This window comes from Pseudochelatococcus sp. B33, from assembly GCF_053570585.1.
The window spans coordinates 16,070-42,001 of sequence record NZ_JBSEFH010000034.1; the positions used below are offsets into that span (position 1 = coordinate 16,070).

The window sequence follows — 25,932 nt, forward strand, 5'->3', positions numbered from 1 at the left end:
TCAGGAGGTCGACGTCGCCGTCCTGGGCCGCGTTTGTGACGTCGCGCTTGCGTCGTCGTCCGACAGCGCGGGGGTGCCGGGTTCTTCATCCCGGCCCCGTATCAGAATCTGCCTGAGCGCGGTCAGGTGCGGAAATTCCACCAGCATGCCAACAACAATGGTGGCGTAGATAAGCGGCTGGTCCGGTATGGCGATTGCGGTCACACCCAGCATCATGGGAGCGTTGCGGGCTGCCGTCGTCATGGTCAGCAGGGCATGTTCGGGATAGGTCAGCTTGGCGATCCGGGAGACGATCGCGCCCATCACGAATGTAGCGACGAAGAACATGAAGATCGCTACCAGCACCACCACGAAGACGGAGGCATGCTCGATGAGCGTGCCAATGTTGGCCGCAAAGATCTCCAGTATCAGGAGCGCGATCACGAAAGGAACCGCATAGCCGGCCCAGGCGAGCAGCCGCGAAAAGGCGACAGGAGGCAGAACGCGCGCCAGCACCTGGTGAGTGGCTATGGCGATGACGAACGGCAGCAGAAACCATTGCAGCAGCGCGCTGCCGATTTCGGGCGCACCGACCGGCGCGGCGCCTTCGGCAAAGAGGTGGAGGTAGAGGGGATAGAGCAGGAGCTGGGTGATCATGTTGATCGGCAGCAGCACGGTGCCAAGCGCGGTGTCACCCTTCGCAAGCCGGGTGAAGCCGAGGAACCAGTCCGTACAGGGAGCCATGAAATAGATCATGAGGCCGGTGAAAAAGAGCGGCTGCCCGGACAGAAACAACGACGCGATGGCAAACCCGATCAGGGGCACGACAACGAAGTTCGCCATCCAGGCAGTCGACAGAAAGCGGATGTTCAGCCAGCTCTCCCCGATCCGCGCGAACCGTATCTCGAACATCAGCAGGCAGACGAGAACAAGCACGGTATAGTCGACATAGTCGCCAAGGCGCTCGCCAATCCCGGGAGATAGTTGCCCCAATGCTGATCCGGCCAGGATCGCCGTGACAAACAGTACGGTCGGACCGACACCCGCACAGAGGCGAGCAAGCCCATGCTCAAGGTTCGCTACCCGCCATTGCTTCGTTACCGGGTCAGACATGAATGCGTTCTCCTGCATTTCCAGCCTCACGCTCATTCCCGAATTTGCGAGACTGGCAGTGGAACGGCGCCCATGCGTTGCCCGTCTTCGTCCGTTCGATCGGGGGCGCAGGCAAATGCCTTGGGTGGTCATAGGAACCGGGCAGCCGTTCGTATCTGCGCCATACCAGAGGATGAATCCGAAGTGCGGATTCATGCATGGAGCAGCTCTTCCTGAGCGCGCCAAGCGTGCGTTCCGCCAAAGGGGGATCCGGGGGCTGCTCCCGAACCCGGTCAGGCATCTTCACGATGCCGATAGGGAGTGTGACGGCGAAGATGACAAACATGCCATGTAACGTGCTCACGGCCATGCTGTGAGCCCGGCCACGCGAAGCAGGTGCTTTCACGCTGGATGCGCCGTCGACGCCTTCGATCACGTGCTCAAGGTTTGGCGGATCCGGACAGGGCGCTGAAGAGGGGTGCTCAACGGTGACAGGCAGCATGGACATGCATATATGAGATGATATAACATTTCGTATATTGTGCGCTGACAGCAGCAGGATTGCAACAGGCGACCTCGGCGGGATGTCGTGAAGGGCTCGCTTCCCACGCGGGGGAGACCAGCGATATGCATTATCCGCGATGGCTACCCCGGCCAGATGCGGCGGATAGGGGAGGGGCTTGGGAGAAAAATTCCATGCGATCGTTAACAACCTACGATGACTGGAAATATTGCATCACCGAAACTTGCAGGATACCGCTCACAGCGGAATTTATCGCGTCGCGGCTCCGGGAACTGCGCAATGGCAGCGACCACAATACGCAGAAGTTCATCCGGATCTGGGGGGAGCCCCACCGGCAGCGGGTCATTACATGGTTCGAGCAGGCGGAAGCCGAGCTGGCACAGAACAGCCGTCGTTAGAAGCACGGGGTGGTTCGGGAATGTGTACAGATTAGTTGCGCGCGAAACCGGCTTCTTCTGCCAATCGTGCTGACAATGGGCTGTGGACAGCCATGACGTGGAGAAGGATGCATTCGGCGATGCGGCGGTGGAGAGAAAGCCGGGAAGATAGCGCGGTATCAGTCCTTGAAGTTGAAGGTCAGTTCGACACGGCTGCTCGCAAAGCAAGTTTCGGCGTGCGTCAAAGGTACATCGTTCTCATCGACACTGGTAACGATGGTGACCAGTACATGCTCACGCGCTGCAATATCGAGGTGGCGAGCTTCCTCGTTCTCAGGCGGACGCGATCGAATCCGGACATTTTGGCGTTGATAACCCGTGGCACCGCATTGCTCAAAAAGCGCGGAAAATGAAAATTGCTGACTACTGCGTCCGACCAGTGACTTGAAAAGATCGACGACGCCCAAAAGCCGGCTGCTGGCGACATAGTGCCGACCATAATTGACGACTACGTCATTGGCATGGCCGAGCGTCGTGACGAAGAGAACATTCTCTCCGCTTCCGAGCTTCAGCGCCTGGACAATCTCACTCGACGGCAGACATTCGACGGCCGACAGAACGGTACGAGCCGGGACGAGATTGTTCCCCGCCAGATTTTGTTCGAAAAGCTGATGCGGTCCGATGTTGTACTTCAGGGGATTGACGACCGCGTAGGTGCCGCGACCACGCTCGATGCGCACCTTTCCCTCCGCCTCCAGATGCGCGATCGCTTTACGAACCGTGTGGCGGTTGACACCGAAACGCGCGGCGAGGGCTTCGCTGGAGGGAAGGCGCTGGTCCGTCGTGAGGACACCTTTTTCAATGTCTTCAACGAGACTCTGGCCAATTTGTCGCCAAAGGGTCAGGCCGTGTTCCGTCATCTTCACCTCAAACCACGTCACAAACGACTCACATAGAAAATAGTAGTCTATACTTATAGGGAAAATTCGCCGCGTTGGCGAGTACGACCTGAGTGATGTCGATCCCCTTCACAGTTCTCCCCTCTGCCATCCCAGATAGACGGCGCTCATCTTCGGCCGTTCGACCATCCAGCGCCCCTATGTCACATCAACTTCATACATAGCATATAGTCGTCTAGTCCCAATAGGAAGGCAAGGTGCCATGGCGGCTGTGGAGTTCTCACAGGTTACGAAAACATACGGTTCGCAGCAGGTGCTGCGCGACGTCTCCCTGAGCGTGCGGAACGGCGAGTTTCTGACACTGCTCGGGCCTTCAGGCTGCGGGAAGTCCACGCTGCTTCGCATACTGGCTGGTTTGACAGCTCAGGATACGGGAACCGTCTCTCTCGACGGAATGCCTGTGGATCGACTGCGCCCCACGCAGCGAGACGTGGCGATGGTCTTCCAGAACTACGCGCTCTATCCGCATATGACGGCAGGCCAGAATATCGCGCTGCCGCTCAGGATGCGGAGGCTCAACATATGGCAGCGCCTGCCGCTTCTCGGCCGCTTCCTGCCAAACACCAGGCCAATCGAAAAGAGCATCCACGCCGAGGTGGCCGGGACCGCCGAGGCGCTCGACATCGCCCATCTGCTGCATCGCAAACCTGGGCAACTCTCGGGCGGCCAGCGCCAGCGCATTGCAGTCGGCCGCGCCATGGTACGGCATCCTGCGGTTTTCCTCATGGACGAACCGCTGTCCAACCTCGACGCCCGGCTCCGGGTGCAAATGCGCTTGGAAATCTCCGAGCTTCACCGGCGCCTCGGAGCCACTTTTATCTATGTAACCCATGACCAGACCGAGGCGATGACCATGTCGGATCGTGTCGCTCTCATGATGGACGGCACGATCCTACAACTTGGTCCGCCCGACGAAATTTATGCCGATCCCCTCAATATCCGCGTGGCGACCTTTATCGGCTCACCGCAGATGAATCTCATCGAGGGCGTCCTGCGCACCCCATGTGTGATCGATCTTCCGGGCACAGAACTTGCGCTCCCGCAGCCGATCGACGGCGCACCGGGCACGAGGGTTAAGGTAGGCATCCGGGCCGAGCATCTGCATGAAGCGACTGAGCGGAACGCCGCGACGCTAAACGGCACCATCTTCATGAGCGAACATCTTGGCGCGGACATTCTTGTCCATATGAGGCTTGCGCAGGGCAACACACCCATTGTCGCCCGACTGCCGGCCGAAGCCCGTCCGAGAGTATTTATCGATGCCCTCTTCTGCCTTACCGCATCGCCGCACGCGCTTCTTGTCTTCAATGAGGCCGGTCAACGGCTACGCGCCCGCCCGGTCGAGACGGCAGCCGCAGCATTGGAGGCCGTCCTGTGAAAGTGATGGAAACCCTGACGCAGAGGGCACGGCCGCCGCGGAGTCCCGATGCATGGACGGCTTATCTCCTGGCCGGGCCGGGCATCTTACTAATGGCAGTGTTGGTCATCCTACCGGCTGCGGGCGTGCTGATCATCGCGCTAACTGACTGGCAGATCGGAGCCCCGTCGCTGAATTTCGTCGGCTTCGGCAATTTCCTGTCGCTGGCACGCGACCCCGTATTCGTGTCTTCGTTCGTCAATACGTTGACCTATATGCTCGTCGTCGTGCCGGTGACTCTGGTACTATCGTTGATAGTGGCGCTGTCGATCGAAGGTAGCGGACGCTTCCGTTCCCTCTATCGGTCGGTACATTTTTTGCCGGTCATGGCGACCTTCTCCGCCATGGCGGTTGCCTGGGAAGCGATGCTGCATCCCACGATCGGGCTCATCAACCTGATGCTCAGAGATTATGGTCTGCCACAATCCAACTGGTTGCGCGATCCATCCCTCGTCCTGCCGACCTTGATGGTAGTAGGCATATGGCAGCAGCTCGGTTATGCGGTGCTACTTTTCATTGCGGCACTGAAATCGGTCCCCACAGAACTTTACGAAGCTGCTGACCTGGACGGTGCTGATGGACCGCTGGATCGGCTGGCAACCGTCACGCTGCCGATGCTGGGGCCTGCCGGCATGTTCATCATCGTCATTATTTCGATGCGCGCCTTGCAGACCTTTGACTCGGTCGCAGTGCTCACCAAAGGCGGGCCAGGCAGCTCCTCCGAACTCTTGCTGCACACGCTCTATGTGGAGAGCTTCCAATATTTCCGCACCGGCTACGGGGCGGCAATGACCGTGGTGTTCCTCATTCTCGTCATCGGGCTGACATTCTTGCAAACGCGCATCCTGGATCGGAGGATTCACTACACATGAGCGGCCAACTGTCTCATATGCCGTCTCTTCTGGCGCGGCACCTGACGCTGATCGGAACCTCTGCCTTCATGCTAGCTCCGTTCCTGTGGATGGTGAGCCTTTCGCTCAAGCCGCCCAGCGAAGCCTTCGCGCAGACAGTATATTTCTGGCCTAACCATTTTTACGGCTACGAAAACTATCGCCAAGCGCTCGTTTCCTCACCGCTGGCGCGCTTCATGCTCAACGGCGCGTTCATCTGCATAGCGACCCTGATCCTACAAATCCTCGTGGCGGCACCTATGGCCTATGCGTTGGCGAAGCTACAATTTCGCGGGCGTGACGTGCTGTTTGGATTTGTCCTTGTTGCGTTGCTCATCCCCCCCGAAGTTCTGGCCATTCCACTGTTCATTTTGCTTCATTATCTCGGGTTACTGAACTCTTATGCAGCCCTGATCCTTCCGGGAACCATATCACCTTTTGCCATTTTCCTGCTCCGGCAATACTTCAAGGCCATTCCGGACGACTTCCTCGATGCCGCGCGGCTGGATGGACTGTCGGAATGGGCCATCATCTGGCGCGTCATGGTTCCCTTGTCGGTCTCTGCGGTGGTCGCCTTTTCGCTTCTTTCGATCGTTGGACGGTGGAACGATCTATTCTGGCCGATGACCGTCATCCGGAGCGAGCAATTGATGACGCCGGCGATGGGTATTGTCCGCTTCCGCAACGAAGAAATGGGCAGCGCCTACGGCCCGCTGATGGCAGCGGCGGTCGTGGTCGTCGCGCCGATGGTCATACTCTTCCTCGCCGCCCAAAAACGCTTCGTCGAAGGTTTGACCACGAGTGGACTGAAATGAGGTCCGCTGCCCTTAGGCATTCCCGGTTTCCGATTTGCATGAATCGGAAGGGCCGGAGTTCAGGTGCAAGCTGACCTCCGGCCCGACTAGCGCCAACCTGCACAATGATGGAGACTCACCATGCATCCAACGCTAAAGGCGGTCGCCGCCAGCCTCATTCTTGCAACATCCTCTGTTGCAAGCGCAAGTGCCGAGGAAATCACCCTCGACGTATGGGCGACGCCGTCCATCTTCAAGTCGATGTTCGATCGTCTTGTGGACGGGTTCGAGGCAAAGAACCCGGATATCAAGATCAATCTCGACGCCTCGCAACGCTCGCAGGAGGATATCGTGCAGGCCGTGCTGCGACAGGCACTGGTCGGTGATCTGCCGGACATCTCGTTTCAGGGACCCAATTTTCTGCGCACCATTGCCGATCTCGGTGTGACGGTTCCGCTCGACGGACTGATCGCTGGCGATCCGGATTGGACCAGCGAGAATTATTCAGAGGCGCTTGCCGCGGGCGGCACTGTTTCGGGTTCGGTTCATGGAATTCCGATCGGGCTTTCCGTGCCTGTTCTGTTCTATAATGCGGATTTGGTGAAGCAGGCGCAGGGCGACGCTCCCTTTCCTGATACCTGGGACGGTATCATTGGACTCGCTGCCAAAATCGGTTCCCTGAACAGTTCAGTGGTCGGCGGCTTCTACCGCACCGATGCACTGTTCTATCAGGCCCAGGTCAATGCCCGCGGTGGTACCTTCATGAATGAAGCGGAAACCGAGATCGCATTCACGGGTCCGGAGGGTCTTGATGCGCTGACCTTCTACAAGCGCATTGGGGAAGCCGGTCAGGGACGCACGCCGATGACGCGCGATCAGGCACGGCAGGCGTTCGCGGGTGGAACAGTTGGCATGCTCAGCGATACCAGCTCCGGCATTGCCTCGCGCCTCGAAGAGATCGGTGATCGTTTCACGATGGGAGTCGCGTCTTTCCCCATCCCGGCAGCGGACGGCGGCATCCCTTCTCCGGGTATCGTCGCGACTATTTCAACCAAGGATGAAGCCCGTCAACAGGCAGCTTGGCTGTTCATCAAATATCTGGTGAGCGTCGAGGGTCAGGAAATCGTGGCGACCGAGACTTCTTACATTCCGGCCAACGGCGCCGTCTTCGATAAGTCCGACGTTTTGAAGAACCTCGCGGTGAATCAGCCGCTGCTCGCGCCAGCGCTCGACAGCGCTAACCATGCGGTAGCCTGGTATGCCTTTCCCGGTCAGAACGCCGCCAAGATCGACGAGGTCATGGCTGCCACGATCGAAGCAGTCTCGACTCTGAGGATCAAACCGGAAGAAGCGCTCTCGAAGATGCGCTCGGATGTCGAGGCGCTGCTGCCGCGCTGAACCTCGCCCCAGCCGGCCTCGGGCGACATGCCCGGGGCCGTCCTCCCCTAAATGCGACAGCACAGAAGCTGGCAAGAACAGGAATATCCAATGCAAATCAGTACGTCGAACGGGGCCCGTACCAGTACCGGGATGATAGATACTGCGGGCAGGCTTCCGATCGATCTGTCGCGGTCCGTGCCTCCAGTCGTCCAAGAGTTCGAGGATTTGGTGCGTCTCTCTTTCGCCCAGCTGGCTCAAACGCAAGGCGACATCGGAGAACGATTGCGGCTTGCCGTACTTGGCGGGACGGACGAGGATCGGGAGATTGCCGCGCAATTTCTTTCACCACGTTTCGGCCACCCGATCGATCCCGGCCGTATCATCGTCGGAAACGGCACCCAGAACCTTCTGACATTATTACTTGCTGAACTCGTCGGGCGTGGCGGCCTCCTGCTCAGCGAGGAGCTGACCTATACTGTACTTTCGCTTGTTACGGATCGGGCCGGCATCAATCTGCGCGGCATAGCGATAGACGACGGCGGCCTGCGCAGCGATGCCTTTGCAGATTCCTGCAAGAGACTGCGGCCGAAGGCGCTCTACTGCAATCCGACCGTTCAGAACCCCACAACCGCGATTATGCCTCTGGCGCGTCGGCTTGAAATTGCAGAGATCGCCCGGGCGAACGGCGTTGCAATTATCGAGGACGATGTTCAAGGATGTCTACATAACGAGGCGCCGCCGCCGGTCGCCGCTATCGCCCCGGATGTCACATGGTACATCATGGGCCTGACGAAATGCGTCGCTCACAGCACCCGTATCGCTTATCTGGTCGCGCCGAGTGCGGCAGAAGCCGCAAGATTGATGGAGCCGATCAAGCGCCTTTCCATGTGGTCCGCTTCGCCTCTTTCGACTGTCATCATCAATTGGCTCATAAGGACCAATCGGATTGACGCCATCGTCCAGGCGATACGCGATGAGTCCCATGCCCGGCAGGCTCTCGCAGTTCAGCATCTTCCATCCGATTATCTCGTCACCAAGCCAGGCGCACTCCACCTTTGGCTCAGGCTACCCGCAGGCTGGAATCGAGAAGATTTCGCCCGCATGGCCGAAGAACGTGGCGTGCTGATGCGCCCGGCCGATCGTTTTGCCGTTCCCGGCGCGACGATTCCCGAGGCTGTCCGCTTGTCGCTTTCTAGTCCAGAACAACGAAGCGACGTCGAGTTGGGATTGCGCATCGTGACGAACTTGCTTGACGGGAACTGATTGACGGTAGCTAGGCCGTTTTGGCTGCCGTGGGTGGCGCCGGCGCATGGGCGCAAAGCCGATCACCCTCAGAGCATCGGTCGAGAGCGTTTTCGACAACAGCGACTGGACGGTGGCATCGTCGAATTTCGGACTGGCGAGAGGCGCCCGCGTACCTTCCGCCTGTCGACGACATTCGACTTCTGATGGACGGCTGCAGCCGGACGAAAGCTGGCCCCTCTAGACCATGTCATCATCTCATGGAAACGCTGACATGGCCTAACATTTTGATTTTGATCGGAATGCGCTCTAGGATCGGGGTGTCCATTGAGGAGAACTGTTCGAAAATGGAGGGATCGCCCGGACTCAACCGCAGAGGTTTCCTGAGAGGGACGCTTGAGCGCGACATAACGGCGGCCTGTGTGCCCTTCAACTGTTCGGCAAAAAGTTTGATGGAAGCCGGGCTGATGCCTCAGGCTTTGGCGCCATTCGAAGGCAAGCTTCGCCTCCTTCACCACGATTCCATCGGCGTCAACGATGCAAATACTCGTCATCTCAAGGGAAACATCCAACCCTGCAAAGTAGTCCATCTTCTTTCTCCATTCCGATCGGCAGCAGACCGCTGCTGGCCGGTCGGCTCACCGATCCCGGTACGGCCGAGAGCGAGCTCTTCCCACGCGACGAGAACAGCAACAGCTATCCCGGCTAACTTAAACTGGAGGAGAATCTCAGTGGCAGGTCGAAACAGTCCGAAATCAACAATGCACGAGAATGCTTCGAGTCGCTTGCCATTCAAAACCAGAGGTTGCTCGAACCCCTCCTCTCGATACGACATTAATATGTCATATCATGCGTTATCGATGTCGATGAATTCTGATATACCGCTAAGAACGAAGTTTGTTGCATTAAAATAGGCAAATATGTCAAAAAATTGCGACAATTTTATCTTGCTGCCTAATAAAAACCCATTTTTATATAAATTGCGTGTGCAGATGTTTGACCTCAATTCAATTGTTGCTGATACTCAGAGTCAATTGCCTAGGGTTCAACTAATGTGACGCAAAGGTCCGCGTCGCAGAGGTTTTGTCACGTGGCGAGGATAACGTCTTTCAATCCTAACTTGTGGGGTGGCGTGAGTGTGATTTTTGAAAGGGCTTGAGACATAGTTTTGAAAAGGGGCTGCGATATGGCGACGTTGAGCATCAGCGGTGTCTCGGAAGTTGACGTTTTTGAAACGGGCGATTTAGCTGTGGATAAGTGGTCGTTCTATGACCGCTTTACCTTTGACTATGTAGAGGAGGGTAACTCTTCTGATTGAAGTTAATGACGGCGGATTGCTTCTTGATACTGCGGAAAAACGTGTTAAGTTCTTAAAATTTACTGGTTCTTTAGTCGATGTTCAGAGCGCAATTAGATGCGCTCTATTTTATTCCTGACAATAAGGAACTTGGGGGTGAGGGTGTAACGCCCCGTGCGACGTTTACGCTATCTGCGCCCGGCGCTGAAACCGTCACCCATACTGTTACGACCCCCATTGGTTCTCCCGAGCTTTTGTCGACGGCCAGCAGTGATCCGCTTGGGGATGCTGCCGAAATCGACGGGCAGGTGTCACAACCGTTTGATTCACAATCGGAGACCCCGGCGGGGGAAGATGTTTCCCCCGAGGTGGCAAATTTGTATCACTGGATTTTGTTGCGGGATGGGGACCCTGAGGGACTGGGGTTCTGGACGCAATATTCGCAAGAAAATCCCTCACATAGCCTTCCTTGGTTGTTCCTTGAATCTCTGGAAGCGCAAGAGACAGGGACACCGATAATCCTGCTATATCAGCTCGTGTTCGGACGCGTGCCGGACCAGGGGGATTGGCGTACTGGCAGAATCGGATAAAGGAGAGTAACGACGTCGGTTTTCTGCTGAATGAGCTGGTCGCGTCGGATGAGTTCCACGTCCTGCATAATGATGTGAGCCGTGAAACCTTCATTAGGTCTCTTTATGAAAACGGCCTCGGCCGCGCACCAGACGAGGAAGGGCTGCAATTCTGGCTTCACTCTTCTTTCAGCTACGCCGATTTGCTCAAGCACTTTGTTATATCGGAAGAATATCTTGAAAGAGAACATACGAAGGTAAGAGAATTTCACGAGGACGTTGCGGACAATTCACAAGATTATACAGGATCATTGTTTGATGTCGATGTGCCGCAAATTACAGGCTTTGTGGACGATACGGGGGGAGCAGGGAGATAATATTACATCTGACAACACCCTCACGCTATTTGGCGCGACAAGGGCCGGCTATACTGTTGTCATTATGCTTGCAGTTATTGAAATTGGAAGAGCTATTGCCGATGAACACGGCAACTGGGAACTTGAGGCCCCCAAGCTTGACCCCGGAAAACATAAATTTGCAGCCTATGCGATTGATTTTGTAGGAAATAATAGCGACAACTCCGATAAAATCAAGATTACAATTATCCCGGACGATGCAGACGCGGATTTCGCGTTCGACGACAACGTTGGTGTCGATTTGACCGTTCAGCCCGCAGAGACCGCAGTGGCACCAAATACTGCTAGCGGTACAAGCCTTCTTAACGCCTCCTTGCTAGGGGACACGGTCTCCCTAAGTGTCCTGTCCGGGTCTGAGGTTCTTCGTGTGAACGTGGCAGAAGGCACGGAGCAGGAAATTAGCCTTAGCGGTACTTATAGTGCTCTTGGCGTAACACTATTGGGAGGTGCCAGCGTTAATCTGGTGTTCAAGAGAGATGTATCTGGACAGAATTATGTCAGAGATACAGAGAATAGCATCTCTGAATGATTTTCTGTCCAAGGCGTCTTTGGTATAAGTGGACAGCATTCTCCTACCTCCATTAGGCTTGATGACCCAGGTGAATACGCTTTTTTATTGACTACATCGAACAGCGGTCTATTGGGCATAACGGTCTTACCGAATACAACGCTCAACCTTCTCGGTGGTACGGAGTATGATTACAACACACCTCCTGCAATGGTTGTTGGAGAGGTTGAAGGCAATGTCATCATCGACGACAACGGCAATGGCTCCGATGACGCTCCGGAAGGGTCGGTCGTCTCGCTGATCAAGGGGACGGACGGCGTGGACGTAGAAGTTCCCGACGAAGAAGGACAATCTGTCGATGTAGGTGGAATCTACGGAACCTTGACCATCTCCAAGAACGGCGACTTCACTTATGTCGTGAATGAAGACGCCGGTGAGCACGAAGGTTCTACTGACACATTCACATACACCCTGCAAACTCTCGACGGACGTACCGATACGGCCGAGTTGCGGATAACGATTGGCGGTTCTTCCGAGGGCGCTTCCGTTGAAAGCCTGGTGGCATTCACTCTGGTTGCCCCGGATGATGGAGTGCTCGATGACGTCGGCGTCGATGACAGCGGCAACGACTTCGCGCTTGACGACGGCGAGGTCATCGACACGCCTGAATCGGTTGCCGATACCGGTGAAACGACGGACTATCGCAACGGGTCGGCATTTGCCCTCATCCTTGATGGAGAGCAGAATGTTGGGTATCAGCCCGATGCGGGAGAGCCCGAGATCAGTCTTCCGCTTGTTGGCATCCAGACGGATCATCATCTGGCGGATATAGCGTAACGATCAGCCGCGTACGGAGAGCCGATCTGCAAGGATCATGCTCCCGCGCCAGCCAGCGATCCCGAAAAGTGGCACCCACTTTTCGGGATCGTTCGTTAGGCGGCGGATGGCGAGAAGAAATCGTTCCCGCTGCTCTACCCCTCTCGTTGGCGCATCAAATTCGTCCAGAAACCGGCATCTGCTTCCGGATTTGGTGCTCCAGAGAGGTTTTATGCGGAGCATTGCAGATGAAGCAGCATATATGGCCGCTTATGCGTTGGTCGTGTCTCTCCCTTTTTCCAGGCCGTTTTCAGGTTCGTAGCCAAGCTCTGAAGATCAATAGCTAGTGGCTCGGCTCGTCCGGCGCTGGAAAGCAACGGATGCGAATGCGTGTGATGGGGCCAGAATGCGCGAGGGATTACTGGATCGCAGCAATTGTGGGTTCCAACGTGCTGGGCCGCGACCGCGTATCGGCCAGCCGCGAACGAGCGCTACATGGAGCCGTGTGCCTTCGTCTCGAAGATCCACCCCAAGACGACGCCGCATCGGGAGATGCCCAAGCAGACACGCCGCGCAAAACGCGATCGAGGTGCTTGAGCCATGCATGGCGGCAGAAACACCGGATCGTCGCGGACATGCTGGCCGTTCTTGAATGCTTCCTCAACAAGCTCAAGCAGTTCCGGCGGGTCGCCGTGTGCTACGACAAACTGCTCGGCACTTCACGGGCTTGTCAAACTCGCTGCAATCGCTATCTGGCTAAGATAGTTAAATCGTCGCTACGCACCAATAGCCTGGGCCTCACGCCAATCGATTAGGCGCTTTATTCCTTCTCTCAAGGAGACTTTTGGCTTCCAGCCAATTTGGTTGCGGGCGAGATCAGAGCTGTTCCGGAGATGCGCGACGCTGGAGGAACGTACCTCTCGAGTATCCTGGACGTATTGGGGACGCAGATCGGTCCTCCCAGCAAGTTCCAGAATAACCAGGACAAGTTCGTTAAGGGAGACGTCGATGCCGGTCGAGATGTTCATGGCCAAGCCAAACTTCTCGCTTGTGTAAGCGGCAACGCAGGCATTCGCTACATCCGTGACATAGATGTAGTCATGCACTTCGCTGCCGTCGCCATGGATAATTGGAGGCTCTCCGTTGCGAATCGCTTCGTATGTCTTTGCCATGAAGGCAGCGTTCACTGCACGAAGATGCTGGCGCTCGCCGTAGACAGTCGAGAAGCGAAGTGCGTTGAACTCAAGCCCATATTTTTCCTGGTACAGGGAACACAATCCCTCCCCGACCAGCTTGCTCGACGAGTAGACCATCGACGCGGAACTGAGGCCCGCGCTGAGATATGGTGTCGGCTCGATCATACGATCGGGATTGGAGTTCCCGTAGACGGCCGTCGAGGAGGAGAACACGACACGGTCCACCCCGGCCATCCTGCTGGCTTCCAGCGTGTTGGCCATTCCAGTGCAATTCACCGCAACGCCTGTGAGCGGGGTCTGGGACATAGGCAGCGTCAGAAAACCAGCCAGAGCGAAAACGCCGCTGACGCCTTCTGCGGCTTCGCGGATCTCGTCTGGCTTCAACACGTCGCCGGTGATCATTTGCACGCGTGGATCATTCACCAGGTGGGCAATTGTCTGTGGCGTGCCGAGAGAGAAGTTGTCGAAAAGTATGACCTCGCTCGCTCCCGCTGCCAGCAGCGCGTCCGCGAGGTGAGATCCGACGAGGCTTGCCCCGCCAGTGACAAGCATCCTTTTTCCCTCAATTCCGCGCGTCATCGACCAACCTCTTATGTAGCGGATATTCAACAAGCTCTCGTTCGCCGCTTCCGCCCGCAAGGGCGGGGAATTCCGCCGGCAGTCCCTGCCGGCCGATCATCCGCCTTCCGGTTCGAGGTCGAGCCGTACAACCCCTTCCAGCCCTTCGCACAACGCCGGGTAGCGCCGCATCACCAGTGGATCGTGTCCGGGTATGATGTGAGCCGGGGAACTGGCGAGTGCGTGAAGCGTGTCATAGCCGCGCAGCATATCCTCGAGATCGACCACGATGGGGAACGGACGCTGCTGTTCGAAGTTCGCGTAGTAGTGGGAACTGTCGGAGGCCAGGACGATATAGCCGCGCTTCGTGCGAACCCTCACGACTTGAAGGCCTGCGGAGTGGCCGCCGACCCAGTGAACGCTTATACCGGGAGCAATCTCCTCCGACCCGTCATGAAACGTTACCCGACCCTCGAATACGCGTCGAACCATCGCGAGCACGTCGTCGAGCTCGAATGGCCTCTTGAGTTGCTGATAGCACATGCACGAGCCGGTGCAGAAATGCATCTCCTTTTCCTGGAGATGATAACGGGCATTCGGAAAGATGTCGTGATTGCCGACGTGGTCGTAGTGCATGTGGGTAATGATGACGTCATCCACCTTGTCCAGGTCCACGCCGGCGGCTTTCAAGCCCTGAGCCACCGGCCGAACGACTACCCTTCCTCGTTTGACGCCCGTCGCGGGATCGAACCCTGTGTCTACTATAAAGGTGCGGTCCGCGCCTTTGATGACCCAGACAAAGAAGTCCATGTCCATTGGTCCATCATGCGGATCGGCCCCGAGGAAATTCAGGTTGGCAGGACGATGGAGGTGTTCGCCGTAGCGAACGGCGTAGACTTCATATTCGGACATTTGTGCCCTCCCTAACGGTGTGAACATAGCCTCAGCAAAAAAGCTGTGCAAGGACATTTGTCGTCAAAATTAAGAAAAACATTTTCAAATGTCGCTTGACATAACCGTATTTAGCGATGATCATTGCGATATTGATCCATGAACTGGACATATACTAAGAGAGGCGCGGAAGGAAAGCGGACCTTGGGTGGAGCGATGAATGACCAGAAAAGGCCGTTAGGGGGAGTGCGCGTCGTTGACCTGACGCATGTCATCGCTGGCCCCTATGCAACACAGATCCTGGGTGACCTAGGAGCAACCGTCACCAAAATAGAAGAGCCCAGCCAGGGGGATGCGGGAAGGCACCTCGCTCCCTTCGTTAATGGCATGAGCCACTATTTCACGTGCTTCAACCGTAACAAGCGCAGTATCGCATTGGATCTCAAACATCCTGCGGGTCTCGATGTAGCAAAGAAGATCATATCCAGTGCGGATGTGCTTGTTGAGAATTATTCACCCGGCGCGCTGCGGCGCATCGGCTTGGGGTACGAGGATATAAAGGCGCTGAACCCGAGTATTATATATTGTAGTATTTCAGGTTTTGGTCTTACAAGTCCACTGAAGGACCATCGATATTACGACCTGATCGGGCAAGCTTACTCCGGCGTGATGTCAACGACCGGCGAGCCGGGGCGGACGCCCGTGAAGGTCGGCGTGCCGATCGGAGACACGAGCGGGTCTCTCTTTGCGGTCATCTCCATTCTCGCAGCGCTTAGTCTGCGCGATACGACCGGTCACGGTCAGCATATCGACATCTCGCTAACGGACTGCCTTCTGGCGGTGCTCGCAAATTATGGCGGCTATTATCTCGCGACCGGAAAGCAACCGGAACTGGTCGGATCACGGCATTACTTCTCTGTTCCATACGGCGCCTATGAGGCGAAGGATGGAAGCGTTGTACTCGCCACATCCACCGACGAGCAATGGCAGCGCTTCTGCAAGGTGCTGGACCTTGGGGATTTGGCGGGTGATCCGGCGACAGCCACGCGGCAGAGCCGATCCGACAACCGGGCGCGGATTGAGTCCGCTATTGTCGAGCGCTTCGCGACAATGACCGTGGCTGAGATAACCGACCGTCTGGATTCCGTCGGTATTCCCAGCAGCCCCCTCAACGGGCTCGATGCAGCCTTTAATAGCCCGCAGGCGCAGGCAAGGCAGATCGTACGCGAGGTCAGCCATCCCGACTACGGTTCGACTCGCATCGTGGGTTCTCCCCTTGGCGCGCCGCTGACACGGGACCAGATTGACGCGCCTCCGATTCTCGGAGAGCATACCGTTCAGGTCTTGGAAGAATATGGATACGACCGCAGCGAAATAGACCGTCTTCTACAAGATAACGTTGCCCGTTACAGTAGGAAACAAGAGATATTTTTATCGACGAAGGAAGAAAATAGCCATGTCAGACCTTCCAAAGAAATCCATCATACGTGAAGAGGGGCCGCGCGAAGGGTTTCAGATCGAGGAACAAATTATCTCGACGGAAGATAAGCTGAGATTCATCGACTCACTCGCTCAAGCGGGTGTTCCGGAAATCCAATGTGTTTCCTTCGTCAACCCTAAGCTAGTTCCGAACATGGCCGACGCCGAGGAGGTCGCTAAGGGTATTAAGCGTGTTCCCGGCGTCCGCTACACGGGGATCTGGCTCAATCTCAAGGGTTTTCTGCGGGCGCTGGAGGCGCCTCTGGATCGCCATGGCACGCTGCAGATGAGTGCCTCGGAAACTTTCTCCATCAGGAACACGAACCGGGATACTGCGGCGACTGTCGAGGAACAGCGCAAAATCCTCGATGCCTATCTGGAAAACAAGGTGCCCGTTGATCGCGCCTACGTCATGACGGCCTTCGGCTGCAATTTTGAAGGATCGATCGCACCTGAGACAGTGCGCGATCGGGTGGCCACAATCCTGGACATCGCTGCTGAAAGAGACGTCAAGTTGAATACCATGATGCTGGCCGACACGGTCGGCTGGGCCAATCCCGAGGCGGTAAGCCGGGTGGTGGGTCTGATCCGGGAACGGTGGCCCGATCTCCAGCTCGGTTTGCATCTTCACGATACGCGTGGTCTTGCGATGGCCAATGCGCTTCGTGGCCTGGAACTGGGCGTCCAGGTTTTCGACGCTGCCTGCGCGGGCCTGGGCGGTTGCCCATTCGCCGGACACAAAGGCGCGGCGGGCAATATCTGCACCGAGGATCTCGTATTCCTCTGTCAGGAGCTTGGCATCGAGACGGGTATCGATCTCGACGCGCTCATTGAGTCCGCACAGCTCGCGGAATCGATACTGGGCCGACCATTGGCTGGAAAGATTATGCATTCCGGAAGCCTTAACCGCTATCGGCAGGCCGCATAACAGAAGGTGAACTGAATGAGCGACTATAAGGAAGTCCTGGTCGAGACGCGCGGTCAGGCTCTCTGGATCACGATCAACCGGGAGGAGCGCCGCAATTCGATCGATGACCAAGCCATCCATGCTATTTCCGCCGCGCTCTCTCAGGCCGAGACCGATGTTTCGGTGCGAGCGGTGGTGCTGACCGGCGCTGGTGATCGCGCCTTCTGCTCCGGCGCGGATCTGTCGGCCAATTCTGGAACCTTCCAATTCGATCCCTCGCAGACAGGTCTCCCGTTCGCACGGCTGTTGAAGCAGGCGCGGGAGCTCAAGCTGCCCATTATTGCGCGGGTGAATGGTCATTGCGTTGCAGGCGGGATGGGTCTTGTCGGAATGGCGGATATGGCCGTCGCGGCGGAACACGCGAAGTTCGGGCTGCCCGAGGTGAAGGTTGGCGTATTTCCGATGCTGGTCACCAGCGTTCTGCAGAGCCTCGTTACGCCGCGACAATTGAGCGAACTGGCTCTCACGGGCGAAATGATTTCGGCATCCGGCGCCCTGGACATCGGCCTGCTGAACTATGTCGTTCCGGGGGCTGAGCTTGATGCGAAGGTCGACTGGCTCCTGGGCCGTCTCGTCGACAAAAGCCCCACTGGAATTCGGCGAGGAAAGTTCGCTATGCAGCGCGCGTCGTCGATGAGCTTCGAGGGCGCCCTGGCCTATCTTGAGTCGCAAATCGCAATCATGGCGCTGACCGAGGACGCAGCCGAGGGACGCAGGGCGTTCCAGGAAAAGCGCGCGCCGATCTGGACGGGGAGATAGATTGAGCTGCCAGGCGGGGAACATGCCGGATCACATGATGAGTTCCCAGGGCCTCCCCGTATCCATCAGGTCGTCCAGGAATTTCATGAAGGCGCGGACGCGTGCCGAGGAATGGCGGGAAGGTAACATGAGCGCGTAGATCGAGCCGCCCGACACCGTGCATTCCTTCAGGACTACTTCGACTTGACCGGACTGAAGCCTGGCATGACCGGAACGGCTTTGCCTCCGACATGCACCAGAAGCAGCAAGGGGGTGTTCATCAGAACCATCAGTATCGACAGGGCAACCATCAAGATCGGCGTGGCCAATCTCGCCCACAATAGCACCCGCTATGTCTGCCACGAGAAAAGAGCAGCGGCGGCGTGACATCACGTGAACCGGCGGCACTCGCCGGTGCCGAAATCCGAGTGAACCATCAGCTCGCAAACTGCCATTGCGCAGAAAGAACGAACATCAGAGGACGAACGCGGCAGGTAAATCAAGCTGGATCCGGATGGGGAGTGCGGTTTCGAAACGGCGCTATCGGCCAGCGAACAAAGGGTATTTCAAGGGGAGGAAAGCATGTATCTGAAGAACTTGATCGTTTCCGCGGGTCTTTTGCTCGCGGGTCTGGTTGGTGCTCAAGCTCAGGACTACCCCAGTCGGCCCGTAACGATCGTCATTCCATACACCACAGGTGGGGGAGGAGATTCGCTTGCCCGCATCTTTGCGTCGGATATGGAAAAGACCCTTGGTCGGCCTGTCGTCGTGGAGTCTCGACCGGGCGCGGCCAGTCTGATTGGCATCGAGTATGTGGCAAACGCCCCTGCAGATGGCTACACACTGCTGCTGGCGTTTTCCTCGATAACCGTCAATCCGGTGGTCTTTCCCAACGCAAAGTACAAGGTCTTGAAGGATTTCACGCCGGTTGCGCTGCTGGCGACCGTCCCCCACGTCATGGCGGTGAGCAAGAATACGGGTGCGACGTCGGCGGCAGATTTCATCAGGATCGCAAAGGACAAGCCAGGGCAGCTGAACTTCGGCTCCGTCGGCGAAGGTAGTTCAAACCAGCTTGAAGCCGAACTATTCAAGAAATTGACGAGCACCGACATCAAACACATACCGTATCAAGGCGGCGCGGCAGCGGTTGTCGATCTCATCGCTGGCCGACTGGACATGATGTTCGCAACGGCGTCGAGCCTTCTTGGACCCGCACAAGGGGGCAAAGTCGTGCCGATAGCTGTTACAGGCGACAAACGCCTTTCCGGCCTGCCGGATATTCCCACCATCGCGGAAGCCGGAGTCACCGGGTTCAATGCAGTTGAGTGGGCAGGCTTGTTTGCGCCGGCAGGCACGCCCCAGCCGGTCATTGACAAGCTCGAGGCTGCAGTCGAGTCAGCGTTGGCCAATGACGATCTTCGGATGCGCATGGAAAAGATCGGATTTACACCTGCGGAGATGAGCCGGGACGCGTTCATAGAATCGCTGGAGAACGACTCTTGGTCGCAAATCGCCAGTGAACTCGGCATCCGCATTCAACAGTAGTCCCCAGACGGTCTGCGTCCGGCAGGCCTTCGCCTGCCGGAACATAGCGCAGGAGTATCAGTATGCAACAGCGCACAAAAAACGTCTTCGCGGGGGCACTGTTCCTCGGAGTCGGAGCGGTATTTCTGGTCTGGTCGCTGCTCACGCTGCATATGGGTACGGCTTCGCAGATGGGGCCGGGCTATTTTCCGGCAGCTCTTGGCGCTCTTCTTTGCCTGCTGGGAGTCGGCGTCATCACTTCCGCGCAGCGGCAAATGGCCCTCGCCGAAGATGCGGAAGCAGATGAGCGCGGACCTGTCCGCTGGCGTCCGATCCTCATGATCGTATTGTCGCCGCTTGCATTCGCATTGACGATTGAGCCGCTGGGACTTCTTCCGGCTTCGTTCCTGACTCTCATCATCTCTGTTTTCGCGAGTTCCAGCGTCAGTATCGGCAGGGGGCTGGTCGTGACGTTGGGCTTCACCGCGTTTTGCGCGCTCGTTTTCAAATACGGTCTCGGTGTCCCGTTTCATCTGGCTTGGTTCTGACGACGCGGAGAGAATTAATGGACCTGTATAGTTCTCTTTTGCTGGGCTTCGGGACAGCGCTCTCAGCGACCAACCTTATATTCTGCTTCATCGGTACGTTGCTGGGCACTCTGATAGGTGTGCTGCCCGGTATCGGACCTTTAGCGACAATCGCCATGTTACTGCCGATCACGGTCACGCTCGAGCCGACAACAGCCCTGATTATGCTGGCAGGCATCTACTACGGAGCGCAGTACGGCGGCTCAACCACGGCCATCCTGATGAACCTGCCCGGGGAAGCGGCCTCTGCCGTGACTGCACTGGATGGATATCAGTTGGCGCGGCAAGGGCGCGCCGGACCCGCACTCGCCGTTGCCGCTCTTGCGTCATTGTTTGCAGGCACCGTGTCAACTGTGTTTATCGCACTGTTTGCGCCAATATTGACGGTTGCGGCTCTGCAGTTCGGCGCGCCTGAATACTTCTCGCTGATGGTACTTGGCCTGGTTGGCTCCGTGGCTCTGGCCCGGCAGTCTGTGCTCAAGGCGATCAGCATGATCGTTCTGGGCCTTCTCATAGGCATCGTGGGGACAGATATCTACTCCGGTGCCTGGCGTTTCACGTTTGGTTTCAATGCGTTGGCGGACGGAATCGATATTGTTCCCGTCGCGATCGGTCTCTATGGCATAGCGGAGATCCTTCGGAACCTGGAGCATGAGTACGCCGAGCAGGGGACTCTGCGTCAGATCGGGCGGCTGATGCCAAGCCGGCTGGAGGCACGCCGCTCTGTTGGTCCCGCCGTTCGAGGCACTCTTCTCGGCTCTTTCCTCGGCGTGCTGCCCGGTGGCGGCGCACTTCTGTCTTCATTCGCTTCCTACGCAGTCGAAAAGCGAATTTCGCGGGTACCAGAACAGTTTGGCAAGGGAGCGATAGAAGGCGTGGCAGGGCCTGAGGCTGCCAACAATGCCGGCGCGCAGACCTCGTTTATCCCGATGTTGACACTTGGCATTCCGGGGAATGCGATAACCGCGATGATGATCGGCGCGATGATCATCCAGGGAATTGTGCCGGGTCCAGAAGTGATCCAGCGGCAGCCGGAGCTTTTCTGGGGTCTCGTTGCTTCAATGTGGATCGGCAACCTGATGCTGGTGATCCTCAATCTGCCGCTGGTGGGGCTCTGGGTCAGAGTCATATCTGCGCCGTACTATATTGTATTTCCTGCTGTGATAATTTTCTCAGCAATCGGATGTTATGCAATCGCAAACAGCACGATCGACGTGGTGTGGATATCGGTATTTTCTGTTGTAGGCTATATTTTCTACCGGCTGGATTGTGATCCCACACCTTTTATCCTGGGTTTCATCTTGGGTCCGATGATGGAAGAGAATCTCCGTCGTGCGATGATTTTTTCGCGTGGAGATCCGATGATCTTTCTGACGAGTCCGATCAGCCTTGTAGAGCTTGTTCTGGCATTTCTCCTGCTGATCATGCTCACACGTCCTGCGATCACGAGAAAACGCAGAGAGGTTTTCAAGGAAGAATAGCTATCGATAGTACGATGGCTATCTGGTGTGCCAGGAATCCGTGCGTGATCCGATACTTTTCTGCCCATATCCACTTAACATAGACGAATAGAAGGATAGAACAATGAAAGTGAGCGAGACAGCGGGTGAAATTCTTGGTCGACATTTCTCCGGTATTCGGGACGAAGCTATACCGGCTGAGCAAAAGCATAAAGCCAAGACATTGGTTACGGACTATTTCGGTGTCGCTATCGGCGGGAGCCAGACGGATAGCGCGGACATTGCGGCCCGCTTCGTTCTTTCGGCGGGCGGCCGCGAGGAGGCGTCTCTGATTGGTCGACGTGAGTCCAAAGTTCCGGCAGTGCATGCCGCCTTCGCAAACGCCATCGCGTCACACAGCATCGAAATGGACGATGTGGATGTGCTGGCACTTTTCCATTTCAGCCCGCCGGTTGTTTCCGCGGCCCTTGCTGCGGCTGAGCTTGCCGACTCAACCGGTGCGGAATTCGTGTCGGCGGTGGTGCTGGGGTGCGAGATGATGGCGCGCGCCAGCGATGCCACCAATTTCTCCCTGCGCAACCGCGGTTTTCATACGACTCCGTCCTGCGGTGTGTTTGGCGCGGCTGTGGCGGCCGGACGTCTGCTGAAGCTCTCTGCGGACCAGATGACGTCTGCTCTGGGGTTGGCGGGCGCACAGGCTTCTGGCCTGATGGAAATGTATGGCCCATCCATGCAAAAGCGCTTCAATCCGGGGCCGGCCGCCCGAAACGGGCTTACTGCGGCTCTGATGGCCAGGCTTGGATATACGGGCGCAGCCACGATCCTTGATGGCGAGCGTGGATTTTGCCGGGCGTTTTCCGATGAGCCGGATTTCTCGAAGCTCACAGACGGGCTGGGCACTGACTTCCCCATTTATATTGAATACAAGCCATACTCCTGCGCGCGCCCCATCCATAACGCCATCGATTGTGCCCTCGATGTCCGGAATCAGCTTGGCGAACCGCCGGAAGCAATCGAGTCGATTACTATGTTGCGGCATCCCGCCTGGGCGCAATACCATCTCAACCCACGACCGGCTACTTACCACGAGGCTCAAGTCAGCCTTCCATATTCCGTCGCCGTTGCACTGATCGAGGGTGAGGCGTTGCCCCCGCAATACAACGACGAAAAGCTAAATGATCCATCTATTCAGCGTTTGAGTGAAATGGTGCAGGTGTTTCCGGACGAAAGCCTTCTGCGCGGCGTTTCATGCCGAATGACCGTTACGACCCGCGATGGACGTACTCTCGTTTCACAAGTGGATCATCCGCTCGGTTCCATCGAAAGGCCGATGCCGTCGGAGCGGGTCAATCACAAGCTGCACATGCTTGCAGACCCTGTGATCGGAAAGGCGGGTGTGGACAACCTGGTCGATTTGGTGGGCTCACTCGAAGGGCTCGACACCGTTGGCGCGCTTATGCGTGCATCCCAGCCATCCGCTTGAATGAGGAAATGCCGGCCATGAACGAGCGAGCGACCGCGACCATTGAATTTCCTGACGTTGATAGCGACGGCATCACGCGGCAACTCGCCCGTTTCGTCGCTGGGCTTGATGCCGTCAGCATTCCTTCGGCAGTGCGCCAGGTCCTGCAGGTTGCGGTCCTCGACGCTGTCGGCTGCGGCCTCTATGGACTGACGACGCAAACATGCCGGATTGTGCAGAGCTATGCCGCCGATCAAGGCGGACCTCCGGAGGCGAGCCTCTGGGCTAGCGGAGGTCAGCATATCTCGGTCGGCAATGTTGCGCTCGCCGCCGGGACGGCGGTCCATGGCTTCGACTTCGACGATCACTCGCGGGCGAAGATCCACCCCGGAGCCGCAGTAATACCGGCGGCGTTGGCCCTCGCCGAGCGGAACGCATTGAGCGGGGCCGAATTCCTCGTTGCGATTGCCGCAGGCTATGAAGTGATGAACCGGGTCAGCCTCGCGGCTGACCCGAACTCGGCACGAATGCGCGGTTGGCATCTAACGGGCACGACAGGAACCTTCGGAGTGGCAGCATCGGCGTCGAGACTGCTGGACCTGGATGCGGAAACCACTGCGAGCGCCCTGGGGCTTGCCGGAACGCAATCGAGCGGACTTTGGGCCTTCAACGCCGACGGAGCGATGAGCAAGCGCATTCATCCCGGCCTCGCCGGCCGCAGCGGCTTGATGGCGGCGGAGCTTGCCGCTCGTGGCTTTCATGGGCCGCGTTTCATTCTGGAAGCCGAGGACGGTGGATTTCTGGCTGCGATGTCGGACAAGAGATGCCCCGAGGAAGCAGTGCGTGAACTGGGCAATGTCTGGCGGACGGAGAAGACCTGCTTCAAGCCCTATGCCTGCTGCGGCAGCAATCATGCGGCGATAGACGCTGCGCTGCAGTTGATCTCCGAAAATAACCTGTCGGCGGAAAGCATCGACCGGATAGAGGTTGGCGTTAGCGCGGTGGTGGAGCGGCAGACGGGGTTTCCTTATGTCCCTTCAACCGTGCTGAATGCCCAAATGAGCATCCGGTTCAATGTCGCTGTCGCTATCATCGACCGAAATGCGCTCGTGGAGCAGTTTACATCCGCACGCATCGTGGACCCCGCCGTTTGCGATCTTGCAGCGCGAGTTAATGTTGTTATCGACCCTGAGATGGATGCGGTCTACCCGCGACTCTACGCCGGCATAGTAACGCTGAAGCTGAAGGATGGTCGCAGTCTGACGCGTCGTGTCGACCATTCGCTTGGCATGCCTGAAGCACCCATGTCCACCGAAGCCATGACCGAGAAGTTCATGTCACTGGCTGGAACTGCAATCGGATTCGATGCGGCGAGGGATCTCCTTACCGAACTCCAGAGCATCTTCGATGCACCGGATGTCAGGCCGATCGCGGAACGAATTGGAAGCTTGACGATCCGCGACCCGTAGGTGGGATTGCCGCCAGGCAACGCGGACTGTGACTATCTTCTCAGGAACTTGAAAGTTCCCTGGGCGCTGCAGATAGTGCGCTGCCCAACGACCAGAAGCCCCCGAGTGAAGCTCATGCTTCCGGTTTCGCGCGTGACCTCGCACCGACTGCTAAGAAATTCGCCGATCTCCACTCCGTCCAGGAAGTGAACGTCCAAGTGAATAGTGACTTGATCGCTCAGCGTATATCTCACCTCTGAATGAGCATTCCTGGCTTCAAGGGCGGCCAATGCAAGGCCCTGGTCTGCTATGGTCGCAATAAGGGCCCCGTGCATCCGGCTGAAACCATTATTGTGTCTTGGTTCGCATAAAATGCCCAAATTTGTGCGTTCGTCCTCGACTTTTTCCCACAGCGTTCCGATGGACTCCATGAAAAGGTTTGATCGCCGGATAGACCAGCCGGCTGCAACGGGATCGTAAGTCATTGGATGTCAACTCAGCGATAGGATTTGACGGGCCTGAGCTGGCGTTGCCAGTTCGAAACCGAGGCCCTCAATGATTTGCACGCCCCGTTTCACAAGCGGCACATTGCCCTCAGCCAATTCTCCGTGGGCGATAAATAGATTGTCCTCCAGACCGACCCTGCAATGCCCCCCCAATATCGCGGATTGCGCCACCATCGCCATCTGTGTTCTGCCGATTCCGAAAGCAGACCACACCGCGCCAGGTGGAACCATGGACTTCATCAAGATCATCGCTTCTGTTGTTGCTGGCGCTCCGCCTGGGATGCCGAGACAGAACTGGAAGAACGGCGGCTTTTCGATTTGACCTTCGTCAATAAGCCTGAGTGCAAGCTCGAGTTGACCGAGGTCGAACACCTCGAGCTCAGGCTTCGTGCCGGCCTCCGAAATCATTTTCGCCATCATTCTAAGATGGTCGGGCGTGTTGACGATTGCCTTTTCGCCGAAGTTCATCGTCGCGACGTCGAGCGTGCATACCTCCGGCTTGAGCTTGCTAATGTGGTTAGTACGCAAAACAGGATGCATCACGACTTCTTGAGCCGGCATTCCTTCTTCAAGCGACGGGATATAATTCGCTCCCATTCCGGTGGTCAGATTGAGTACGACGTCTACATCGGAGTTTCGAATTCTATCGACGACCTCCTCGTAATATTCGAATTTCATCTCCGGTGCGCCGGTAGCCGGATCGCGCACATGGATATGCACGCAAGCTGCGCCGGCACTGGCTGCGGCAATGCATTCGGTGGCGATTTGCTCTGGCGTGATCGGTACGTAACGGCTGTTTTTGGTCATCGGTGTTCCGCCGGTAACCGCACAGGTCAAAATAATTGGTCGACTCACTG

Annotated in this window: 26 protein-coding genes; 20 read left to right on the forward strand and 6 right to left on the reverse strand. The window is 57.1% G+C overall.

The features are described from left to right. Window positions 1–1,092, reverse strand: coding sequence for an arsenic resistance protein (locus tag ACUSIJ_RS26495; RefSeq protein WP_449311421.1), 1,092 nt, complete (start codon window positions 1,090–1,092; stop codon window positions 1–3). Between the two features lie 675 nt (window positions 1,093–1,767). Between ACUSIJ_RS26495 and ACUSIJ_RS26500 the strand changes: the two genes are divergently transcribed. Next, window positions 1,768–1,992 (forward strand): hypothetical protein, encoded by a 225-nt coding sequence (locus tag ACUSIJ_RS26500; protein ID WP_449311422.1) that lies wholly within the window; start codon window positions 1,768–1,770, stop codon window positions 1,990–1,992. 158 nt (window positions 1,993–2,150) lie between these two features. Here ACUSIJ_RS26500 and phnF read toward each other — a convergent pair whose 3' ends face one another. Next, entirely contained in the window at window positions 2,151–2,891 is a 741-nt protein-coding gene (gene phnF, locus ACUSIJ_RS26505; RefSeq protein WP_449311423.1) for a phosphonate metabolism transcriptional regulator PhnF, read from the reverse strand. Window positions 2,892–3,132: 241 nt separating this feature from the next. Here phnF and ACUSIJ_RS26510 point away from each other — a divergent pair, with 241 nt between their 5' ends. The 10 genes from ACUSIJ_RS26510 to ACUSIJ_RS26555 all read left to right on the forward strand — a co-directional run bounded on the left by ACUSIJ_RS26510 (window position 3,133) and on the right by ACUSIJ_RS26555 (window position 12,280). Continuing rightward, on the forward strand, window positions 3,133–4,308 hold the full coding sequence (locus ACUSIJ_RS26510) for an ABC transporter ATP-binding protein (RefSeq protein ID WP_449311424.1): 1,176 nt from the start codon (window positions 3,133–3,135) through the stop codon (window positions 4,306–4,308). 5 nt (window positions 4,309–4,313) lie between these two features. Beyond that, window positions 4,314–5,219, forward strand: a complete 906-nt coding sequence (locus ACUSIJ_RS26515; protein WP_449311458.1) for a carbohydrate ABC transporter permease — start codon at window positions 4,314–4,316, stop codon at window positions 5,217–5,219. After that, the gene (locus ACUSIJ_RS26520; RefSeq protein ID WP_449311425.1) at window positions 5,216–6,052 is read left to right on the forward strand and encodes a carbohydrate ABC transporter permease; all 837 of its coding nucleotides are present in this window, start codon (window positions 5,216–5,218) and stop codon (window positions 6,050–6,052) included. The genes ACUSIJ_RS26515 and ACUSIJ_RS26520 overlap by 4 nt, the downstream gene beginning before the upstream one ends. Window positions 6,053–6,172: 120 nt before the next feature. Next, window positions 6,173–7,429, forward strand: a complete 1,257-nt coding sequence (locus ACUSIJ_RS26525) for an extracellular solute-binding protein (protein WP_449311426.1) — start codon at window positions 6,173–6,175, stop codon at window positions 7,427–7,429. A gap of 90 nt (window positions 7,430–7,519) precedes the next feature. Continuing rightward, complete coding sequence (locus ACUSIJ_RS26530) at window positions 7,520–8,674, forward strand: aminotransferase-like domain-containing protein (protein ID WP_449311427.1); 1,155 nt, start codon at window positions 7,520–7,522, stop codon at window positions 8,672–8,674. 1,165 nt (window positions 8,675–9,839) lie between these two features. Continuing rightward, entirely contained in the window at window positions 9,840–9,971 is a 132-nt protein-coding gene (locus ACUSIJ_RS26535; RefSeq protein ID WP_449311428.1) for a hypothetical protein, read from the forward strand. 77 nt (window positions 9,972–10,048) lie between these two features. After that, entirely contained in the window at window positions 10,049–10,540 is a 492-nt protein-coding gene (locus ACUSIJ_RS26540) for a hypothetical protein (protein WP_449311429.1), read from the forward strand. Beyond that, window positions 10,516–10,896, forward strand: coding sequence for a DUF4214 domain-containing protein (locus ACUSIJ_RS26545; protein WP_449311430.1), 381 nt, complete (start codon window positions 10,516–10,518; stop codon window positions 10,894–10,896). Before ACUSIJ_RS26540 ends, ACUSIJ_RS26545 begins: the two co-directional genes overlap by 25 nt. Further along, window positions 10,838–11,464 (forward strand): Ig-like domain-containing protein, encoded by a 627-nt coding sequence (locus tag ACUSIJ_RS26550; RefSeq protein WP_449311431.1) that lies wholly within the window; start codon window positions 10,838–10,840, stop codon window positions 11,462–11,464. The genes ACUSIJ_RS26545 and ACUSIJ_RS26550 overlap by 59 nt, the downstream gene beginning before the upstream one ends. 87 nt (window positions 11,465–11,551) lie before the next feature. After that, on the forward strand, window positions 11,552–12,280 hold the full coding sequence (locus ACUSIJ_RS26555) for an Ig-like domain-containing protein (protein WP_449311432.1): 729 nt from the start codon (window positions 11,552–11,554) through the stop codon (window positions 12,278–12,280). A gap of 755 nt (window positions 12,281–13,035) precedes the next feature. Here the strand turns inward: ACUSIJ_RS26555 and ACUSIJ_RS26560 are convergent. Continuing rightward, window positions 13,036–14,034: an NAD-dependent epimerase/dehydratase family protein gene (locus ACUSIJ_RS26560; RefSeq protein WP_449311433.1), complete on the reverse strand. Its 999-nt coding sequence runs from the start codon at window positions 14,032–14,034 to the stop codon at window positions 13,036–13,038. A 96-nt stretch (window positions 14,035–14,130) separates the two neighbouring features. Continuing rightward, a complete protein-coding gene (locus tag ACUSIJ_RS26565) occupies window positions 14,131–14,925 on the reverse strand; it encodes an N-acyl homoserine lactonase family protein (RefSeq protein ID WP_449311434.1) in 795 nt (264 codons plus the stop codon). 195 nt (window positions 14,926–15,120) lie between these two features. Between ACUSIJ_RS26565 and ACUSIJ_RS26570 the strand changes: the two genes are divergently transcribed. From ACUSIJ_RS26570 to ACUSIJ_RS26610, 9 genes are all read left to right on the forward strand, one after another. Beyond that, window positions 15,121–16,395 (forward strand): CaiB/BaiF CoA transferase family protein, encoded by a 1,275-nt coding sequence (locus tag ACUSIJ_RS26570; RefSeq protein WP_449311435.1) that lies wholly within the window; start codon window positions 15,121–15,123, stop codon window positions 16,393–16,395. Beyond that, window positions 16,361–17,311, forward strand: coding sequence for a hydroxymethylglutaryl-CoA lyase (locus ACUSIJ_RS26575; protein ID WP_449311436.1), 951 nt, complete (start codon window positions 16,361–16,363; stop codon window positions 17,309–17,311). The genes ACUSIJ_RS26570 and ACUSIJ_RS26575 overlap by 35 nt, the downstream gene beginning before the upstream one ends. 15 nt (window positions 17,312–17,326) lie before the next feature. Beyond that, on the forward strand, window positions 17,327–18,109 hold the full coding sequence (locus ACUSIJ_RS26580) for an enoyl-CoA hydratase-related protein (RefSeq protein ID WP_449311437.1): 783 nt from the start codon (window positions 17,327–17,329) through the stop codon (window positions 18,107–18,109). Between the two features lie 183 nt (window positions 18,110–18,292). After that, window positions 18,293–18,475 (forward strand): hypothetical protein, encoded by a 183-nt coding sequence (locus ACUSIJ_RS26585; RefSeq protein WP_449311438.1) that lies wholly within the window; start codon window positions 18,293–18,295, stop codon window positions 18,473–18,475. A gap of 195 nt (window positions 18,476–18,670) precedes the next feature. Next, window positions 18,671–19,633 (forward strand): Bug family tripartite tricarboxylate transporter substrate binding protein, encoded by a 963-nt coding sequence (locus tag ACUSIJ_RS26590; protein WP_449311439.1) that lies wholly within the window; start codon window positions 18,671–18,673, stop codon window positions 19,631–19,633. A 62-nt stretch (window positions 19,634–19,695) separates the two neighbouring features. After that, window positions 19,696–20,160: a tripartite tricarboxylate transporter TctB family protein gene (locus ACUSIJ_RS26595; protein WP_449311440.1), complete on the forward strand. Its 465-nt coding sequence runs from the start codon at window positions 19,696–19,698 to the stop codon at window positions 20,158–20,160. Between the two features lie 17 nt (window positions 20,161–20,177). Continuing rightward, complete coding sequence (locus ACUSIJ_RS26600) at window positions 20,178–21,680, forward strand: tripartite tricarboxylate transporter permease (protein WP_449311441.1); 1,503 nt, start codon at window positions 20,178–20,180, stop codon at window positions 21,678–21,680. Between the two features lie 103 nt (window positions 21,681–21,783). Beyond that, window positions 21,784–23,142: an MmgE/PrpD family protein gene (locus ACUSIJ_RS26605; protein WP_449311442.1), complete on the forward strand. Its 1,359-nt coding sequence runs from the start codon at window positions 21,784–21,786 to the stop codon at window positions 23,140–23,142. Window positions 23,143–23,159: 17 nt separating this feature from the next. After that, on the forward strand, window positions 23,160–24,590 hold the full coding sequence (locus ACUSIJ_RS26610) for an MmgE/PrpD family protein (RefSeq protein ID WP_449311443.1): 1,431 nt from the start codon (window positions 23,160–23,162) through the stop codon (window positions 24,588–24,590). 32 nt (window positions 24,591–24,622) lie between these two features. Here the strand turns inward: ACUSIJ_RS26610 and ACUSIJ_RS26615 are convergent, their stop codons facing one another. Together ACUSIJ_RS26615 and ACUSIJ_RS26620 are read right to left on the reverse strand one after the other, a co-directional pair. Further along, window positions 24,623–25,054, reverse strand: a complete 432-nt coding sequence (locus tag ACUSIJ_RS26615; RefSeq protein ID WP_449311444.1) for a PaaI family thioesterase — start codon at window positions 25,052–25,054, stop codon at window positions 24,623–24,625. 6 nt (window positions 25,055–25,060) lie between these two features. Continuing rightward, window positions 25,061–25,930 (reverse strand): 3-keto-5-aminohexanoate cleavage protein, encoded by an 870-nt coding sequence (locus tag ACUSIJ_RS26620; RefSeq protein ID WP_449311445.1) that lies wholly within the window; start codon window positions 25,928–25,930, stop codon window positions 25,061–25,063. Between the last annotated feature and the right edge of the window lie 2 nt (window positions 25,931–25,932).